Raw genomic sequence first — 18,588 nt, 5'->3', positions numbered from 1 at the left:
TCGTGATGTCGATTATCAGCGATCATGATTCCTTTTAGCTAGTACACCTCCGCGATACTAACTGCTCTGTTTTTTACTATAGCAAAAAAAAATTCTCAAATGTAAGTACTAATTTGAGCGATTACTATACGATTTCATCATTTAGACACATTTTTTGAGATAGCATTCATTTTTTGAAGGAGAGGAGGAGATTTGTCCAGACCTCTCACAAATGAGTGATAGGTCTGAACTCTTTTATGAGAGCTTTTCGGTTTTTTCACGTGTTCGAATTAAGTAATAGGCATTGACGGAGGAGGCGATCGGAATAATCAGTGCAATACCGATGCCAGCACAAAAAATAGTCGTCATTTCAGCACTAAAAACCTTGGAGTTGACGATTTCACCAATCGAATAGGAGAGATCTTTGAACCATATTAATAAGCTTAAATAGCCACCAAAGAAAGCGAAGAATAACGTATTCGTATCGGTTCCTAAAATATCTCTCCCGATATTTAAGCCGGATGTAAATAATTTCTTTCTACTAATCGAAGGGTTACGATAAAAAATCTCATGCATGGAAGTAGCAATGGAAATAGCGACATCCATAATTGCTCCAATCGTACTCATAATAATGACGGAGGCACCAATCTGCACAAAATCAACACCAATATAAAGGGAAAAGATGCTTATTTCTTCTGTTGATTCTTCACCAAATCCTTGAATCATCAACTTTTTCGTTACAAATGTAATAAAAAGAAGTAAGACAACAATCGTCACCATAGTAGAGATAAATGCTGTAATGGTTTTACTGTTTGTTTTATTGATATAGAAAAGGCTAATACAACTAATAATTGTACAGGCAACGAACGTTAAGATGATGGGGCTATTTTTAGGGTTGGTCATTAAAAAGATCGTCACAAAGAGCACACCGAAATTTAGGAATAAAGAAAGAAACGAACGTACACCTTGCTTCCCGCCAATTGCGACCATCAATAGACATAAAATAAAAGCTAATAACACAATTACATTCATTCTTGAACCCTCTTTCGATTAATGAAAAATAGAGCAGTATACTGACTGATCGGAATCGTGAGGACAACCCCAATACCACCTGCTAAGGCGCGAGCTAATTCTAAAGAAAGATTCAAGGACAGCGTGAGTCCTAAAGTAGAAGAATTTTTCAAATAGAGAATAACCATCGGTATGGAGCCGCAAAGGTAGGCAAAGAACAAAATACTCGTAATGGTGCCCATAATATCTTTCCCGATTTCATGCCCTGAAGATTTAAGTGCCTTCACAGAAATAGTAGGGTCTTGTTCATATAAAGCAAAGATTGAAGAAGCCATCGTAATAGAGACATCCATGACAGCCCCAAGTGAGCCAATAAATAAGCCAGCCATAAAGACTGTACGATAGGGGCGTGTTAAAAATTGCATTTCTTCATAGCGAAGACCGTTTTCACCAGTTAACCACATCACGACAGAGCTAATGATGAGTGCCATAACGGTTCCTAAAAGTGTAGACACAATAGCTGCATACGTTTTCGTGTTCAAGCCGCTAATCAGTAACAACGAAATGATCGTAAATAGAAGAGCGCAAATACCACTGATGACTAACAAGCTCAGGTTACCATGTTTCACATATAAATCTAACGCGAATGATAAAATCAATGCATTAACAATTAAACTAATGATGGAAAACAAGCCTTGTCTTTTTCCTATAAGGAGTAAGACAAAAATAAAAATCCACGCAATCATGAGAAGGGTTTGATCTCGTTTTAAATCGAGAATGGTCCCAGTTAGCCCTGACTGTGATGCGTGATTATCTATGGAGACAAAGATTTCATTGCCCACACGGTATTCTTGATCGAAAGCTCCAGAGGCGGAATAGTCATTCGTCAAATGGATGGATTGCCCTTTATGTGGTCCATTTTGTATCACGGCTGTAATATGCTGTGTAAATAAATAATCATCATTATCATACATATCTGTCATTGGTTCTGATTCTGCTACATCAGCTTTTATCACCTCAGCAATCGGTCGATCATAAAATGATTCATTATGATGAACGAACACAATCGAAAGCACGCAGCAGAGCATTAATAAGGCATAGAAAATACCTTGCTTCAATGGGATGTTTTTAAAAAATAGCAAGTAAATGACCTCCAAAGTGCTGGACTGAATTGTCACTTGTAAAGGAACGTTTTAGTGAAAGGGAAGTTCCATGCACAGTTTAAATGTTATCAGTTTAATGATTTCGTTTACATTTATCAAGTCATTGTTATATTAAGCTGAAGACTCCCTTGCTGACGAGTGATTAAACACCTGATAACACCATCAAAAAACGCCGCCTCCTGTGGCAATAATATTGCATGTTGCCTCAATGCCTCAGGCGGACGTCACAAACGCGAAAAACCTGGATGCATTGTTGATCTGCTATAATTCTTTTTGAAAAATTTTTAAAAAGAAGGATGGATAATAGAATAAAATAGTGTTATCGTAAGATTAGCTAAATAAAAAATCCTTCAGGGTAGGGTGAAATTCCCGATCGGCGGTGATGAAGTAATTCAAAGTCCGTGAGCGCAAGCTGATTTGGTGCAAATCCAAAACCGACAGTTATAGTCTGGATGGGAGAAGGGTAAAAATGCGAGCTTTTTAAATTGATTGTAATTTAGAAGGTTTATTTTCCTATGCATTTATTACACTACTTCCCACAAGCTTGTTGGGAAGTTTTTTTATTTAGTGCCAATCGAATAGAAGATGTTCTTCGGGGTAGGGTGAAATTCCCAATCGGCGGTGATGAAGTAATTCAAAGTCCGTGAGCGCAAGCTGATTTGGTGCAAATCCAAAACCGACAGTTATAGTCTGGATGGGAGAAGAACAAATGAGATGACAGTCTATGGAAAAAATAGTTTTCAATTAGGCTTATTTGTTGATGTCTTATTACTCCCAAACCCCTTTGCTGAAAGGGGTTTTTGTTTTTTATCGATAGCTAGAGCTAGAGAAGGAGGAGACGGATAAAACTAGAGAAGTGACGGATAGACCTTCGAAACTGATGGATAAGACTTCAAAAGTGAAGGATAGAAGCCTAAATCAATGAAAAGTAGGTGATGGAATGTTTACAGGGCTTGTAGAGGATATTGGCATTTTAAAAGCCATGCAAAGCGATAGGGACAGTATGAAAATAACAGTTCAATCAGCCAAGATAGCAGAAGATGTCAAGCTTGGAGACAGTATCGCGGTTAATGGTGTTTGTTTAACGGTGACATATTTTACGGAACAGACGCTTACGATGGATGTGATGCCTGAAACAGTCAACGCAACCAATTTACAGCAGCTCGTGGTAGGGGATTCCGTGAATTTAGAGCGTGCCATGCCTGCTAATGGGCGATTTGGCGGTCATTTTGTTGCTGGGCATGTGGATGGGGTCGGTAAAATTTTGCGCAAACGTCCAGTAGCCAACGCAGTCTATATCGATATCGAATTGTCAGAGGAACTAACCAAATTTTGCATTCCGAAGGGTTCTATTACGATTGATGGCACAAGCTTAACCCTTTTCCATGTTGACACGAACAGTGTCACGATTTCACTAATTCCCCATACGTACAAAGAAACCGTATTAGGCATGAAGAAGGCTGGAGCGATTGTGAATATCGAAACAGATTTAGTTGGTAAATATATTTTACAGCACCTGAAAAAAGGGCAAGCAACACCAACCATTACGAGAGATTACTTAGCACAACATGGTTTTTAACAACTGAACGAGGAGATGACAAAAGTGCTATATGCAATTGAAGAGGCCATTGAGGATTTAAAGCAAGGCAAAATGATTGTAGTGGTTGATGACGAGGATCGGGAAAATGAAGGAGATCTTCTGGCACTCGCTGAATTCATGACACCAGCAACTATAAACTTTATGGCAACCTATGGTAGAGGATTAATTTGTACACCGATTTCACAGCAGCTTGCACAACAGCTAGATTTACATCCGATGGTTCAGCACAATACGGATAATCACCAAACAGCGTTTACCGTAAGTATCGACCATGAGGATACAACGACAGGAATTAGTGCGTATGAACGAGCATTTACGATACAAAAAATGATTGAAAAGCAAGCGAAGCCGATTGAGTTTCGTCGACCTGGTCATGTTTTTCCGCTCATTGCGAAGGATAATGGTGTTTTAGAGCGAAGAGGGCATACGGAGGCGACTGTCGATTTGGCAAAACTTTGTCATAGCGTGCCAGTGGGTGTTATTTGCGAGATCATGGGCGATGATGGTCATATGCTACGCTTTGAGGAATTGATAAAGTACGCAGCACAGCATGACTTGAAAATGATATCAATAGAGGCACTTGTAGCTTACCGCAGTCAATTGCTGACAACTGAAAATAAAATTTCTATTTAAAAAGGAGAAAGAACAATGGGTCAAACATTTGAAGCACAATTAATTGGAACGGGTTTAAAAATTGCAGTTGTGGTAGGTCGATTTAATGAATTCATCACAAGCAAATTATTGGACGGTGCAATGGACGGCTTAACACGACATGGTGTTGATGAAGCGTCTATTGATGTTGCTTGGGTTCCAGGAGCTTTTGAAGTTCCTTTTATTGCGAAACAACTAGCAGAAACAAAGAACTATGATGCCATTATTGGTTTAGGTACGGTTATTCGCGGCTCCACAACACACTATGATTATGTTTGTAATGAGTCAGCAAAAGGTATTGCCAATGTATCGTTATCAACCAATGTACCTGTTATTTTCGGTATTGTGACGACGGAAAATATTGAGCAGGCGATTGAACGTGCTGGTACAAAATCTGGTAATAAAGGATACGATGCTGCCATGTCTGCCATTGAGATGGCTAATCTAAAGAAAATGATTGGATAATGACCAAATGTTTCTTTGAATATTTTGCACATCCATGGGAAAAATATGCTTAAGTGTATTTATTGAAGGTAATCGTTTTTCATAAATGTACTAATCTGGAGATGGCTCAGTAGGAGATGAGAAGTATTTCATCAATGGAACAAATGATCAATTTGAAAATGTTGAAATCACTATTTCAACGCTCTGCTGATGTGATTTTTCAACAATATAAATTTCAGCAATATACAGTACATTTGATAACTTGTGATGCAATGATCAACGAACAAATACTTCAGACGGTAGTTGTTCAGCGAGTCCAATCCTTATTAAGTGATGTCGCTGATGACATGTTAGAGGAACAAATCGACCAGCATTTACACATTCCCTATTTACAAAAGGTTTTAACGCAAGAGGATGCCATAACAAGAGTCTATAAAGGGCATGTATTATTGTATTTTGAAGAAAATCAATTACTATTTTCTAGTGATATTTCTAAAAAACCGAATCGAGAGCCCGGAGAAACATCGCTAGAATTAGTGGTCAAAGGGCCAAGAGATGACTTTATAGAAGATGTTTTTATTAATATTGCTTTATTAAGAAAGCGTTTGCCCACTAATTCTTTTAGTGTAGAAACATTAGAAATTGGGAGACGTTCCAAAACCACTGTAGCGGTACTCTATATGGATGACATTGTGAATTTAAATATGCTAGAACAAATCCGTCTACAATTACAAAAGATTGATACGGATATTGTTGTCAATGGTGATTTATTGATGGAAGCAATTGAACAAACAGCCAAAGTACTGCCCAGGCATGATTATACCGGGAGACCGGATTTTGCTATGCAGGCATTAATTAGGGGAAGAATACTAATAATGATTGATGGTGTTTCCTACGCATTGATCACACCTACGAATATAATGTTGCTCTTTAAATCGGGTGAGGATAATGATTTTCCTGTCATTGTCAGTTCAATGGAAAGATTGCTTCGTATTGTTGGGATATTAATTAGTATGCTAACACCAGGCTTTTGGCTTGCGCTGACTACGTATCATCAAGAACAACTTCCTTTTCTTCTTCTAGCAACAGTTGTTGAGTCGAGAACGGGATTGCCATTCCCAACGATTCTTGAAATACTAATGATGCTATTTATGTTTGAATTGTTTCGTGAAGCCAACTTACGTCTTCCGAGTGCAATTAGTGGATCAATTAGTGTTGTGGGAGGTTTAATTATCGGAGATGCAGCGATAAAAGCTGGCGTTACGAGCCCTTCAATGATTGTTGTCATTGCAATTTCGAGTATTGCGGCTTTTACATTGGTTAACCAATCATTTGTAACAGCCATGAGTATTTTTCGACTAATCATTATTATAGCCTCTGCCTTTTTTGGATTATTTGGTTTTTTTATTGCAGTATTTTTCATCATCTTATACGCAGCGAATATGCGTGTGCTAGGTGTACCCTATTTAAATTTTAGTGCACATTTGAAGAAGGAAAATCTAAAAAAATCATTATTAAGACTTTCATCAAAGGGCTACAGTAGACGACCTTCCTTTTTAAAGCCACAGGATCGAACACGTACTTCGAATAAAAAATAAACAAATTTCATTGAAGATCAGGTATTGTAGTAGGTACCTGATCTTTTTGTGACTTTTGCTTTAGGAAGGTATTACATTAGCTTATAGGATAGGAAATGAGACATAAAATGTTATTAGTTACCTTTTTAGTTTACTTTCTTGTAAAGGATTATTAAACTATTGGTTACGGTGTGTAATTTTAGTAGAGTTCAAGTAAAATGGATTTTCTGTTTTCATTTCTGTAGGATAATCAAGAAATGTTCACTTTACAAACAAAAAATAGAGTTAATTATTATATAATGATATTCCAGAATATTTATAGGTGAGGAAGTCCCGTTTTATATGAAAAATCGAAAAATAAAACTAATATTAATTCTATCAACGCTTTTATTATGTTTGTTTACAAGTTTAAACATCATTACATCCTATGTGAAAATTAAAAAGACCGTTGAAGAGTCAATTGCCAATCAAAGCTTAGAGGCTGCCAACTCCATTGCTTCTTCTATTGATACAGCTGCTTATCAGCAGTTTTTGAAGAATCCACAGAAGAATGATTATTATTGGGAAGTAAGAAGCTATTTAAATGATGCCAGAGTAAAACTAGGTGCATTGTTTGTTTATACGTTGAAGGTGGATAATCCAGAAGTATCAAGTGCGATGATTATGGGGCTGCCAAATGAACTGAAAAAAGGCTTTGATATAGGAGAGGTTTGTACTGTCCCAGCAAAGCAAGTGGCAAAAGCCTACAAAGGTGAAACCTATGTTACAGAGGTGATTCATGATTCTGTACATGGTTCTTATTTATCGGTTGGTACACCTATCAAAGATGAGAATGGTAAAATTATTGGGTATCTAGGCATTGATATCAGCGCAGACACATTAAATGGCATTAAGGGAAAAGTCATTGAAGACAATTTATTTATTTTTATTTTTAATGGTGTATTTATTTTAATTGTCATTGGTTCTTTTTTATTTTTACAACGATGGTATCAAAAAGAGGTAGCGAAAGAAGTCGGCGCTACAGAGGACACATATCAAGCAGAAATTAAAACTTTGATTACTTCGGTATCATCATTACGTCATGATTTCACTAATCATATTCAAGTGTTACATGGTCTTTTACAATTAGAAAAAACAGAGCAAGCAAAACAATATTTGTCTTCACTATCTAAAGAAGTTCAAGCGATTAAGTCTTTAAAATTAAATATTGACCACCCAGGTCTGTCCATCTTATTACAAACGAAAAAATTAACCGCTCAAAATCATAATATTGATATGGACTTTACCATTTCTCAAAATGACTTTAATAAGATTAAAACGACAGATTTAATCAAGATTCTATCCAATTTAATTGATAATGCCATTGATGCTGCGGTTGAATTACCTGAAGGACAACGTAAAATTATGATTTGCTGTACAGCTGATGAAGTACAGTATGAATTTAAAATTACTAATACAGGGCCAAATATTGTGGATGCTGACCACATATTTAAGCAAGGGTTTTCAACGAAAAGGCATGAGCAGGGTCGCATAAGAGGACAAGGGTTATTTATTGTGAAAGAAATTGTCCATAAATACAATGGTCATATTTCAATCGACTCATCGAAACATTTAGAAACAACTGCTATTGTCCATATTCCCATTAAATAACTGAAAATAGCTTCCTACAAATTGTAGGGAGCTTTTTTCTATTTGTTAGACATACATTACAAAATAGAAAGTGTTATGATGAAGGGGATGAAAAAAATGGAAAAGGATCTCCTGACGTTATTGAGAAAGGGTGGGCTTCATTTATATGCAAGGCATGGAACGGCCACAGTTGGTGTAGATCAGGCATATGGCACGTTTCACAGTTGCCGCTATCAAAGAAACCTATCAGAGCATGGTCGTAGGGAGGCTGTTTACTATGGTCAAATGCTGCGTTATTGGCAAATTCCCATCCTTTCGCCCATTACAGCAAGTCCGTTCTGTCGAACAAAGGAAACGGCTCTACTTGCATTTCCAACTAACGGTGTACAAATTGACCCTTTTTTGTTTGAGATCTTCATGTTAGGTGGCAATCTTACCAGTGCTGAGCAAACTAGCATTTTAACGACACTGACATCCAAGCTGGAAATAAAACCATCACAAGGCATGAATAATGTAATGATTGGTCATAGCTTTCCGAGAGACATGGGCCTTGGCATCCTTTCGAATATGGGGACGGTTGTCATCAAGCCTAAAGGTCCAGGGCGTGGGTATGATATCGTGAAAAAACTAACCTTAGAAGATTTAGCGACATTAGATTCCATTTGAGAAGAGGGAAAATATGAAGGTCAAAACAGTTGAACAATGCACATTAGAGGAAGTATTGAAAGCATGGAACAAAGGCTTTGAAGGCTATTTTGTGGATATCCATATGACGGCCGAAATGTTTTTACATCGACTGGTTGGGGAGGGGCTGTCTCCTAAACATTCCATTGTCATTTTTGACCAAGATGAACCGATTGCAATTGTCATGAACGGTTTTCGTATCATGAATGGCAAGAAAACAGCTTGGAACGGTGGTACAGGTATTTCCCCAGCCTATCGTGGTAAAGGCGTCTCACGCTTATTAATGGAGGAAACCTTAGCTATCTATAAACGAGAACATGTAGAAATCGCTATGCTGGAGGCAATTAAAGAAAATCAGGTAGCTATTGCTTTGTATGAAAAATATGGCTATGAGGTTGCTTCTTCATTATTATTTTTAAGTGGCGAATATGGAGCGAACGTAGAGCCTACAGCCGCCATTCACGTTGCAACCATTCGCCCTGAGCAGCTAGCATATCTCTCTTTTTATCAGGAAGATGTTCCTTGGCAGTGTGGCTGGCAGAGTGTGAAGCAGGGGGAAGCCAAGGTTTTCTATAATGACAACAATGAGGCCCTAGGCTATATGCTATACAAAACCGTGTGGAATGACAGCGGTGAGATGGAGCGTATTCTACTCTATCAATTGGTGATCCTAGCAGAAAGTCATATAGATTTAATACCGCAATTTTTAGCCAGCGTCACAACACATAAAGTTCAGATAACGACAGTGAACTTTTTAGCAAGCAATCCAGCAACAAGCTATTTATTAAAGAATGGGCTTAAGGTGACAACAGAGCAGGTACAGATGACAAGGAGATTCTAGGCATGGTTGCCAACCTCCTAAAAATCCAGTATACTAATGCGATAAAGAATGGAAATAAAGGATGAATGAGATGACTTTTGAAGAAGTATTACCACGCTTAAAAGCAGGAGAAAAAGTAATTCGCAATGGCTGGGGTGGTGCTGAGCTATATGTGAAGCTGGTTGGTCAAAGCCAGCATGATGGTGAGACATTGAATCCTTATTTTTTAATTAACGTTCGTGGTGAGGGCTATACAATGTTCACACCTACAGTATGTGATCTATTAGCGGAAGATTGGATAATCGTAGAATCGTAATGAGTGAAGTCATCTCTTCTAGTGAGATGACTTCTTTCTGTAAGGAGACACAATATGAAGTTTGATGAATATAGAGAAAAGACGGTTTTTATTACGGGGGCCGCTTCAGGCATTGGACATGCTCAAGTTATTGCATTTTTAGAAAATGGAGCAACTGTTTTTGGATTGGATGTAGAGGAGCAGGGGTTAATACAGTTACAGCAGCAATATCCTGATCGTTTTGCCTATAAGGTTGGCTCTGTAAGTAGCCAACAAGATGTGGAGCAGTCGTACAAAGAAGCTATTTCACTATTTGGGCAAATTGATATTTTATGTAATACTGCTGGGATTTTAGATGGTTTTGCGAAAACTTTGGATACAGACGAAGCGCTGTGGGATAAAATTATGAACACGAATGTGAAGGGCACGTTTTTTGTGACGAACATGATTTTACCACATATGGTAGAACGTGGCACTGGTACAATCGTCAATATGGCGTCGATTGCTGGACTTGTTGCTGGTGGTGGCGGTGCAGCCTACACAGCTTCTAAGCATGCCATTGTCGGTTATACGAAGCAGCTAGACTTAGATTATTGTCGAGCGGGTATTCGTGCGAATGCGATTGCGCCTGGAGCCATTCAAACACCGATGAATAAGGCTGATTTTGAAGGGGACGGGGAAATGGCTGAATGGGTAGCTGAAGAAACGCCAGCAGGTCGATGGGCACAGCCTTATGAGGTGGCGAATTTGACTTTATTTTTAGCAAGCTCGGCTGCCGATTATATTCATGGGGCAGTGATGCCGATTGATGGTGGTTGGCTGACAAAATAGCATTGTTCAATTCGATATTCTTCTGCTATAATACGCAGGTAAGCAAAAACGGCTTGCACTACGGCACTTCAGATAGGGCGTGAAGCTCTCTTCCTTTGGTCGTAGTTATTACTAAAATAGCAACTAGCTATTTTACAAAGGAGAATAAAATTGAATACATCTATTGTAAAAGATTCTAGCCGTGTTTCTGTAAGTGAACTTACAAAAACGGCACTTGTTGCAGCCCTTTACGTCGCTGTAACGGTTTTGTTGTCAGTCATTAGCTTTGGCGCTGTTCAGCTACGTTTGTCAGAAATGTTTAATTATCTGGCACTGTATAATAAGCGCTATGTGGTAGCGGTGACGATTGGCGTCATACTTGCAAACTTCATGTCACCAACATGGATTTTAGATGTGCCAATCGGTGGAATTGCGACCTTTCTTGTCTTATTACTTTGTAGAAGCGTCACAAAACATATGACAAATGACATTGCAAAAATGGTTGTTACTGCTTTGATTTTTGCTGTCTCCATGTTTACGGTGGCTGGTCAATTAACTATCCTTTACGATCTACCATTTTGGGCGACCTGGTTCACAGTGGGCGTTGGGGAATTATTGTCTATGACTGTTGGTGGACTGACTATTTACTTATTAAATAAAAAAATTGATTTATCTAAATAAATTCGATGAATAAAAAAGACATTATCATCGTAAGGGTGAGAGTATCAAGTTTAGAATAACTCTAACACTTCGGCTGAGTTATCCGTTCAAACTACCGCTTTAGCTACTTAATATAGTATTTTTCACTGAATATCAAAAAAGCCTCTTTGCCCGGATTCTGTCTAGCATTTTTCAGAACAAAATCCGGGCTTTTATTTATTTCCTCACGACTTAGCCAGATAGCAACAAGGCATCCCAAATAGCAACAAGGCATCCCAAATAGCAAACCAATAGCTAACTCCTTATAAGCCGATTTTAGGTCACTTCCAAGCTACTTATGCCAAACAACATATCCAACTGCTAGAGCACAATTGCCTTATTTCTATGATCCTTAAGCGGATAAGCGCATTTTACATATTACTAAATGTTTTTCACAACTACTTGATTGCTATCTATGCTTGTCAGACCAATCACTTGTGGGAGGGTCTAGAGACAATGTATTGCGCAGCACACAACAAGAAAGGACTCCCGATGATCCATAAAGAAGCATTGGGAGTCCCTACTATAAAGAAATTCTTTGTCCTATTGATTAATTGGAGTGTCTTGAGACGGCTCAACATTGATATTATCAGGTTTTGCCAGAAGCTGCACCGAATTAATAGACGAGTTTGATAGTATATAATTTCCATTTACCACAGCTAAAACCTTAGCAACGTATTCTGTGGAGGAAGTGAGTGGGTTACCAAATGCATCCAATTCTATGCTTAGATCTTGACTTACATTGGAGAGCCCATTTTGATAAATTCTAGTACTATTATCATTATTCATTGCATTACTTTCTTTGAAACCATCTGCTGCATCTTTAGGTAACATAAACACTCTATACTCCGTTACGTTTTGTCCGTTTTTGACATCGAAGCTAATTTTAATATCGGAATATTTATTTTTGTCCCCTTGAACACTCAGTTTCACATTCTCCACCGCTACAGGTGCTGAATGATCCACTAAAGTAATAGCAGAAGATGCGAACGATAAGTTATACATTGCCTTGGAATTTCCATTACCTATGGACAATATATACACGCGATATTCTTGGCCATTTGTTATAAGTTTTCCATCCGTATCTTTACTACCAGTTCCCAAACTCATACTATATTGGCCTTTATTTATATCTGTATAATCAGTGACTTTAAGAGCTGCGTTCACATCAAAGCCATTTGCTTTTGATGCGGGTACGACAAGAATACGGTAATTACCTATATTGGATTCATCAGAAGGCTTCGAGAATGATATTTGTAAATCTCGACCATCTCCATAATCCCCAATATCGCTTACATTAATATTACTTACCGCCTGAACAGCTTTACTTTTACTAAGTGTAATCACAGGCGAAGCAGAGGATAGGGCATAAGTATTTGGAGTATTTCCATTGGCTACAGTTAGTACATAGACGCGATAGCTAGTTCCTTCCGTAATAAAATTACCGCGCACATCCCTAACTCCATCCAACGTTCTAGTTGCAGCTATATTCCCACCTTTGCCTTCTGTAATGTAATAATTGCTACTATTGGCTTGTGAAAGATTAAAGCTGCTGTAATAAGCTGTAGGTACGATTAGAATTCGATAATGATTGACATTTGCTTCATTAGAGGGCTTCGTGAACGTTACTTGCACATCACGCCCATCTCCATTATCAGCTATATCCGCCACATTCAGATTGGTTACAGCTTGCACATTAAAATTCTTATTTAGCGTAATCGTAGACGTCGGTGCAGATAGTGCATTGCTTCCTATTCCATTCGCTACAGTTAAAACATAGATACGGTAGCTAGTACCTTCTTTGATCGTATTACCGCGCACATCCCGAGTATTTTCAGCTAACGCCTGCTCATATGTGGACTTTCCAGATTTGTAGACAGTCGTGTAATTGTTGCTGGATACATTATTTGCTTCCGTCAGACTGAAGTTATTGTAATAAGCTGTAGGTACAACTAGAATCCGATAGTGACTAATAATTGACTCGTCTACGGCCTTATTGAAAGAAACAAAGAGGTCACGCCCGTTGCCATAATCACTTACATCGCTTGCATTGAGATTCGATACTGCACCCGCATTGCTGCTAAATAGCGTAATCGTATTGGAGGCTGAAGACAACACGTTATTCGCTGAGTTATTTGCTACAGCCATAACGAATACACGATAGCTAACTCCATTCTGAATGGGATAACCATCAGTATCTCTTGCCCCTGAAGAGAGCACCTGCGTAATATTGTAGCCTGTCTTGTTCACTTGTGTGTAATAAGTGTTAGATAAACTGTTCGCCTTCGTCAATGTAAAGTTCGAATAGTTGTTAGCTCTTACAACAAAAATTCGGTAAGCGTTGATATTAGATTCATTGGACACATTATTGAAGCTAACTCTCAGGTCTCGACCATCCCCAAAGTCATTGACATCACTCACTTGTGTAATAATCGGAGTAGACATTGTATTTTGACTAAGTGTTACTGATGATGAGGCAGACGACAGTTTATTGCCTACTGAATTCGTATTACTTACAGACAGAACGACCGCTGTATAAGGTACGTTATTTCTAATGAACTCACCAGAGGTATCACGTGCTGAGGAAGACAAAGTTCCTACCAACGTACTGCCGTTACTTCCCGATTTATTCACTGTTGTATAGTAGCTGCTTGATAAATTATTCGCAGTAGTAAGACTAAAATTGCTAGCATCCTTGGTTTTTACGATAAACACACGATAATTGGAAATATTGTTATCATTCTGCGGACGAGTGAAGCTAACTGAGACATCGCGTCCATCGCCAAAATCGTTAATATCGTTAATCTTTACATTTGTTACCTCTGTAACAGAAGACAAATTGGTTAAGGTCATCTTCGGAGAAGAAGTCGATAAAACGCTAGAATAAGAACCTTTCCCAACAGCAAGTATACGAACCACATAAGGCTGATCATTTCTAATGTAGTCTCCGTCCACATCTCGTGAATTCTGCGATAAATTGATGGTACGGTTCGAACTTGAAGTAGTTACCACTGTATAATTAGAAGGGGAGACTTTCAAGGCAGATGCTAAATTAAAGCTTTTTGAAGCCTTCACAACCATAATGCGATAATGATCGACGTATGATTCTGTAGACGATCTGGAAAAGCTAACCTCCATGTCACGTCCATCTCCCTGATCATTAACATCGCGAACGGATACATGGCTCGCAGGAGCAATACTGATATTGCCTGGAATGTTTGGATTGCTTGGAGTGTCAGATTGAATCGTTACGGTCTGATTTACTGAGTTCCAGTCAACATCCTGACCAAGCGCTTCACTAACGAAGCGGACTGGTACCATTGTTCTGCCTCTTAAAATTTGTGCTGGTACATCAAGCGTAACTGACTTGCCATTAATAGTAGCTACCTTCGATTTCATCTTGAGCACTACTGTTGTATCTTCTTTATACCCTGTTACCGTTTGATTCTTTGAATCCCAATTTACACTGGCACCTAATGCCTCAAAGATTGCTCTAAGTGGCAGCATAACACGCCCTTGAATCATCGCTGGCGGTTGATCGGTCTTCAATTGAACCCCGTCCACAGTAATTGTGATGGCTTTTGCCGCTTGTGCGGTTGCCGGTTGCAGCAATAGCGGTACAATAAGCATTGCTGCGAAAAATAAAGTCCATATTTTTTTCATAAATTCCACCCTTCTTCATACCATATGACTGACGCAGCATGACAATTAATTTAACGTATCAAAGGGCTAAAAGTTTCATCCTTTTACCTCGTAAAGAAAATTTAACCATTTTAGGCTATATCGATGCTATTTTCTGATTCACTTACCGTAACAAAGATTGAGAATTTTGAGGGGAGGTGCCCAACTATTCGGTGCAGGAGGATCGGTTAATAACGAGGATTATACTTAGAGTCTTTACGAAACAAAGGAAGCAACTCCCTTGCCCATAGTCGTTTCCACTAAAGGTTGTGGATTCTATCATCAGTTTCATTTTGTCAACTGAATCAGAGGTGTTTGACGTGACTATAGATAAAAGAATTGCCGAGAAATATCATATACTATGGCTTGAACTATAGAAGGGTTTACTTTTTAGTTTTTATTCCACTGTCACTGAAAGTTCCTTGACAAGTAGCGAAGAGGAGCCATAGCCTTTTGGCAGGAAGTAAAGCTCAGAGCTAGCTTCTTTGATATCATTTAAGAACTCGAAAAAATTTCCGGCTATTGTCATTTGCTTAACAGGGGAGGCAATTTTTCCATTTTGAATATGAAACCCTTTTGCAGCGACTGAAAAATCACCCGTAACCGTATTCGTACCAGAGTGAAGCCCAGATAATTCAGTAATAAATACTCCGTTACTAACCGAGTGGATTAACTCATCAAGAGATTTCTCGCCAGTTGAAATATATAAAATTTGGGGCGCAATCGTTAACGTTCCTTTGTAAGAATCTTTATGGGCATGCCCTGTTGTTTCACAGTTATCCTTTTTAGCTGTTTTCCTGTTATGCAAAAGTGTTTGGAGTGTACCCTCTAAAATAATTTCCTGCTCTTTTGTTGCAACACCTTCACCATCAAAGTTTGCTCCAGACAATGCGGCAGGATGGAATGGCGTACTCAGCAATGTAACTGCTTCTGATGCCACTTTTTGTCCGACTTTTCCTTTTAATAGAGATTGATCTTTTTGAGCATTTTCAGCTGATAGTATTGGCATAAAAGTGTCTAATAAAGAGGCTGATGCATCAGAGCGGAAAACGATTGGATATTTTCCACCTGGAATCGATTTTTCACCTAAATTGGCAAGGGCTTCCTCAGCTGCTTCTTTTGCAATATCATCAACATGAAGAGAATGGAAATCACGTGTCATTTTCAAATAACGGCCTGTTTTCATTTCTTCACCCTCCTTTACAACTGTGGAGAGGAAAATCACTAAGCCGTTCTCTTTATGTGATAAGTCAAGATTTTTACTATTTACTAATGAACGTTCAGCTGTATATTCTTGCAGTAAACAATAATCAAGAGCAATGATGCGTGAATCGTATGCACGAATCTTTTCTTCGATGGAACGAAGAAGCTCTATTTTTTCTGGAATTCCGATAGTCTCTAATTCTTCATTGTAATATTCATAAGATGGGTATTCAGAGCTACCATCAAAAATAGCTATGCCCTCATCCTCATCAAGTATGTTTGCATTTGCTTTGGCGCTATTGATTAAAAAGGAAATCGAATCATCGTCTAACTTTTCCGTATAGGAATAGCCCACTTTTCCGTTGTAAAGTCCTCGTAGACTTAGACCTCCGTCTTCAGATATTTCGTAGCTATCAATCTCGCCCTTGTAGAGCGTGCATCCAATAGATTTATTTTGTTCATAATAAACCTCAGCTTCTATAAAGCCGGCTTCTAGCGCCTTGTCTAATAGTCTTTCTTGAAATTTAGCAATGTTCATCAATTATTCCCCCTTCGTTCCACCAACTGTTATTTCACTTACGCGTATCATTGGCTGACCTACATTGACAGGAAGGCTCCCGCTAAGTGAACCACACATACCTGCTCCATGGGCGAGATTATTACCTACTCGATCAACAAGCTGCAATGTTTTTGCGCCATTGCCTATGAGTGTCGCGCCACGTACAGGGCGTTCAATTTTTCCGTCTTTGATGATATAGGCCTCCATTACCGCAAAATTATAATCGCCAGTAGCAGGGGAAACTTGTCCACCTCCCATATATTTTGCATATATACCATACTCTGTCGATGAGATAATATCGGCTGGTGTCGATGTGCCTGGTGCGATATACGTATTTGTCATCCGTGATGTAGGATTAAATCGATAGGATTGTCGACGAGAAGAGCCTGTGGGCTGAGCATTCATGCGTCGAGCATTAAATTTATCGATTAAGTAGCCTTTTAAAATACCATTTTCAATTAAAACATTCTTCCTTGTTTTTTCTCCTTCATCATCAATATTTAGAGAGCCCCACTCGTTCGGTAGTGTGCCATCATCGATATATGTAACAATTTCAGGAGCAACTCTTTCACCGATACGATTGGCGAAGACCGAATTGTTTTTGGCAACAGCAGTTGCTTCTAAGCCATGTCCACAAGCCTCATGGAAAATGACACCACCAAATTCATTATCAATAATGACAGGGAATTTACCGCTTGGACATTCATCTGCGTGAAGCATTGTGACAGCGATACGTGCAGCTTCTCCTGCATAATGGTTAAGGTCTAGCTTTTCAATAAATTCAAAGCCTGCATGTGCACCTGGGCCATAGAATCCTGTTTGTACTTCAGTCCCTTCTGTAGCCGTCGCTTGCATACTAAGTCTACTGTGAACTCGCGTATCCTCTACAAATTTACCCTCTGAATTTGCGATCAGGACGTTTTGTTGCTCATCAAGATATCGAACTTTTACTTGGTGAATCCGAGGATCATAATGTCTTGCAATAGCGTCTGCTTGTCGCATGACCGCTGTTTTTCTTGTGTGCTCCACTGTATGAGGCATGTGGAGAATTTGATGAATAGGCGTGATGATTTCTTTGTGAAGAGGGTGAATGGTACCCGATCCACCACCTTTGATGGCTAGGGCTGCACGTTCTGCTGCTGCTAGTAAACCTTCCTCAGAAAAATCATTGGTGTAAGTATAGATGCTTTGAAGTCCTGAAAAAATACGGATGCCGATTCCAAAATCACGCCCAGAAATACTTTGTTCAATCTTGCCACTTTGTAAGACAAAGTCATTTACATATTTATCTTCAATAAAAATTTCAGAAAAATCCCCACCAGTTGCTAGCGCGGCTTCAAGTACATTTTCAATAATGGATTGTTTAATCATATATCTTCCTCCTTTTCTTGATTGTACCAAATAGTTAAAAAATTCTGTATTATATTATTTTCTCAGATTTGAAGTTATGGTCACATAAAATTATGTATAGTACTTAAAAAATTTTTTTATGACATATTTCTCTAACCATTTCACCACACTAACGGAAAGAAAGAGGAAGGTGAAGAAATGCAACAACCATATAATGTCGGTGATATCGTTTATATTTTTTATCGGAATCCTCATATTCAGGATGTAGCGAATATACAGGAAGCCGCAGTAGTTTATCATCCAGAGCAACCAGAGGAGCTGGCTCTATTTTTATTTGAAACATATTATCCAATTTCAAATGATATGTTAATTTTTTCAAGCGAGATGGCGGCTGAGCAAGCCTATCATCAGTATTTTCATTGAGGGAGGGCTA

General features: G+C 38.6%; 15 protein-coding genes, 1 pseudogene and 2 riboswitches. Of the genes and pseudogenes, 11 read left to right on the top strand and 5 right to left on the bottom strand.

Going from position 1 to position 18,588, the window contains the following annotated elements; all coding sequences use genetic code 11:
• Positions 1-234 precede the first annotated feature (234 nt).
• Both MHI34_RS22330 and MHI34_RS22325 read right to left on the bottom strand, forming a co-directional pair.
• Positions 235-1,011, bottom strand: coding sequence for a YibE/F family protein (locus tag MHI34_RS22330; RefSeq protein ID WP_089933242.1), 777 nt, complete (start codon positions 1,009-1,011; stop codon positions 235-237).
• A complete protein-coding gene (locus MHI34_RS22325; RefSeq protein ID WP_051891584.1) occupies positions 1,008-2,132 on the bottom strand; it encodes a YibE/F family protein in 1,125 nt (374 codons plus the stop codon). The genes MHI34_RS22330 and MHI34_RS22325 overlap by 4 nt, the downstream gene beginning before the upstream one ends.
• A gap of 363 nt (positions 2,133-2,495) precedes the next feature.
• Positions 2,496-2,621, top strand: a riboswitch (FMN riboswitch).
• A gap of 116 nt (positions 2,622-2,737) precedes the next feature.
• Positions 2,738-2,863: riboswitch (FMN riboswitch) on the top strand.
• Between the two features lie 230 nt (positions 2,864-3,093).
• On the opposite strand from MHI34_RS22325, the gene ribE (MHI34_RS22320) reads away from it, so the two are divergent.
• From ribE (MHI34_RS22320) to MHI34_RS22275, 10 genes and pseudogenes are all read left to right on the top strand, one after another.
• On the top strand, positions 3,094-3,732 hold the full coding sequence (ribE, locus tag MHI34_RS22320) for a riboflavin synthase (RefSeq protein ID WP_036118553.1): 639 nt from the start codon (positions 3,094-3,096) through the stop codon (positions 3,730-3,732).
• 24 nt (positions 3,733-3,756) lie between these two features.
• Positions 3,757-4,347 (top strand): annotated as a pseudogene (gene ribB / locus MHI34_RS22315) (3,4-dihydroxy-2-butanone-4-phosphate synthase); the annotation flags it as partial.
• Positions 4,348-4,401: 54 nt separating this feature from the next.
• The gene (gene ribE / locus MHI34_RS22310; protein WP_036118550.1) at positions 4,402-4,869 is read left to right on the top strand and encodes a 6,7-dimethyl-8-ribityllumazine synthase; all 468 of its coding nucleotides are present in this window, start codon (positions 4,402-4,404) and stop codon (positions 4,867-4,869) included.
• Between the two features lie 134 nt (positions 4,870-5,003).
• Positions 5,004-6,446 carry a spore germination protein gene (locus MHI34_RS22305; RefSeq protein WP_080717029.1) on the top strand — a complete coding sequence of 481 codons (1,443 nt, stop codon included), beginning with the start codon at positions 5,004-5,006 and terminating at the stop codon, positions 6,444-6,446.
• Between the two features lie 321 nt (positions 6,447-6,767).
• Positions 6,768-8,075: an ATP-binding protein gene (locus tag MHI34_RS22300; RefSeq protein ID WP_036118547.1), complete on the top strand. Its 1,308-nt coding sequence runs from the start codon at positions 6,768-6,770 to the stop codon at positions 8,073-8,075.
• Positions 8,076-8,171: 96 nt separating this feature from the next.
• Positions 8,172-8,720, top strand: coding sequence for a histidine phosphatase family protein (locus tag MHI34_RS22295; RefSeq protein WP_342503990.1), 549 nt, complete (start codon positions 8,172-8,174; stop codon positions 8,718-8,720).
• A gap of 13 nt (positions 8,721-8,733) precedes the next feature.
• The gene (locus tag MHI34_RS22290) at positions 8,734-9,579 is read left to right on the top strand and encodes a GNAT family N-acetyltransferase (protein ID WP_342503989.1); all 846 of its coding nucleotides are present in this window, start codon (positions 8,734-8,736) and stop codon (positions 9,577-9,579) included.
• Positions 9,580-9,649: 70 nt separating this feature from the next.
• Positions 9,650-9,874: a DUF2829 domain-containing protein gene (locus MHI34_RS22285; RefSeq protein WP_036118538.1), complete on the top strand. Its 225-nt coding sequence runs from the start codon at positions 9,650-9,652 to the stop codon at positions 9,872-9,874.
• Between the two features lie 54 nt (positions 9,875-9,928).
• Positions 9,929-10,684 (top strand): 3-oxoacyl-ACP reductase, encoded by a 756-nt coding sequence (locus MHI34_RS22280; RefSeq protein WP_101966320.1) that lies wholly within the window; start codon positions 9,929-9,931, stop codon positions 10,682-10,684.
• A gap of 150 nt (positions 10,685-10,834) precedes the next feature.
• On the top strand, positions 10,835-11,344 hold the full coding sequence (locus MHI34_RS22275; RefSeq protein ID WP_058845069.1) for a QueT transporter family protein: 510 nt from the start codon (positions 10,835-10,837) through the stop codon (positions 11,342-11,344).
• Between the two features lie 561 nt (positions 11,345-11,905).
• On the opposite strand, the gene MHI34_RS22270 is transcribed toward MHI34_RS22275, so the two are convergent.
• The 3 genes from MHI34_RS22270 to MHI34_RS22260 form a co-directional block, all read right to left on the bottom strand.
• Complete coding sequence (locus MHI34_RS22270; RefSeq protein ID WP_058845070.1) at positions 11,906-15,025, bottom strand: copper amine oxidase N-terminal domain-containing protein; 3,120 nt, start codon at positions 15,023-15,025, stop codon at positions 11,906-11,908.
• Positions 15,026-15,440: 415 nt separating this feature from the next.
• Positions 15,441-16,784, bottom strand: a complete 1,344-nt coding sequence (locus tag MHI34_RS22265) for a TldD/PmbA family protein (RefSeq protein WP_058845071.1) — start codon at positions 16,782-16,784, stop codon at positions 15,441-15,443.
• Between the two features lie 3 nt (positions 16,785-16,787).
• Positions 16,788-18,176 (bottom strand): TldD/PmbA family protein, encoded by a 1,389-nt coding sequence (locus MHI34_RS22260; RefSeq protein ID WP_249646046.1) that lies wholly within the window; start codon positions 18,174-18,176, stop codon positions 16,788-16,790.
• A 177-nt stretch (positions 18,177-18,353) separates the two neighbouring features.
• Here MHI34_RS22260 and MHI34_RS22255 point away from each other — a divergent pair, with 177 nt between their 5' ends.
• Positions 18,354-18,578: a transcriptional regulator SplA domain-containing protein gene (locus MHI34_RS22255; protein ID WP_036118524.1), complete on the top strand. Its 225-nt coding sequence runs from the start codon at positions 18,354-18,356 to the stop codon at positions 18,576-18,578.
• The last annotated feature ends 10 nt before the right edge of the window (positions 18,579-18,588 follow it).

This window comes from Lysinibacillus sp. FSL L8-0126 (genome assembly GCF_038630385.1).
Classification (GTDB): Bacteria; Bacillota; Bacilli; order Bacillales_A; family Planococcaceae; genus Lysinibacillus; species Lysinibacillus fusiformis_D.
The sequence above is the reverse complement of the archived record's forward strand: the minus strand, read 5'-3'. Positions and strand labels throughout refer to the sequence as shown.

What these genes read in the sequence shown, in the direction of transcription:
- ribE (WP_036118550.1), top strand. Translation starts at nt 4,402, where the DNA reads ATGGGTCAAACATTTGAAGCACAATTAATTGGAACGGGTTTAAAAATT.
- MHI34_RS22285 (WP_036118538.1), top strand. Translation starts at nt 9,650, where the DNA reads ATGACTTTTGAAGAAGTATTACCACGCTTAAAAGCAGGAGAAAAAGTA.
- MHI34_RS22270 (WP_058845070.1), bottom strand. Translation starts at nt 15,025, where the DNA reads ATGAAAAAAATATGGACTTTATTTTTCGCAGCAATGCTTATTGTACCG.
- MHI34_RS22265 (WP_058845071.1), bottom strand. Translation starts at nt 16,784, where the DNA reads ATGAACATTGCTAAATTTCAAGAAAGACTATTAGACAAGGCGCTAGAA.
- MHI34_RS22260 (WP_249646046.1), bottom strand. Translation starts at nt 18,176, where the DNA reads ATGATTAAACAATCCATTATTGAAAATGTACTTGAAGCCGCGCTAGCA.
- MHI34_RS22295 (WP_342503990.1), top strand. Translation starts at nt 8,172, where the DNA reads ATGGAAAAGGATCTCCTGACGTTATTGAGAAAGGGTGGGCTTCATTTA.
- MHI34_RS22290 (WP_342503989.1), top strand. Translation starts at nt 8,734, where the DNA reads ATGAAGGTCAAAACAGTTGAACAATGCACATTAGAGGAAGTATTGAAA.
- ribE (WP_036118553.1), top strand. Translation starts at nt 3,094, where the DNA reads ATGTTTACAGGGCTTGTAGAGGATATTGGCATTTTAAAAGCCATGCAA.
- MHI34_RS22255 (WP_036118524.1), top strand. Translation starts at nt 18,354, where the DNA reads ATGCAACAACCATATAATGTCGGTGATATCGTTTATATTTTTTATCGG.
- MHI34_RS22300 (WP_036118547.1), top strand. Translation starts at nt 6,768, where the DNA reads ATGAAAAATCGAAAAATAAAACTAATATTAATTCTATCAACGCTTTTA.
- MHI34_RS22330 (WP_089933242.1), bottom strand. Translation starts at nt 1,011, where the DNA reads ATGAATGTAATTGTGTTATTAGCTTTTATTTTATGTCTATTGATGGTC.
- MHI34_RS22280 (WP_101966320.1), top strand. Translation starts at nt 9,929, where the DNA reads ATGAAGTTTGATGAATATAGAGAAAAGACGGTTTTTATTACGGGGGCC.
- MHI34_RS22305 (WP_080717029.1), top strand. Translation starts at nt 5,004, where the DNA reads ATGGAACAAATGATCAATTTGAAAATGTTGAAATCACTATTTCAACGC.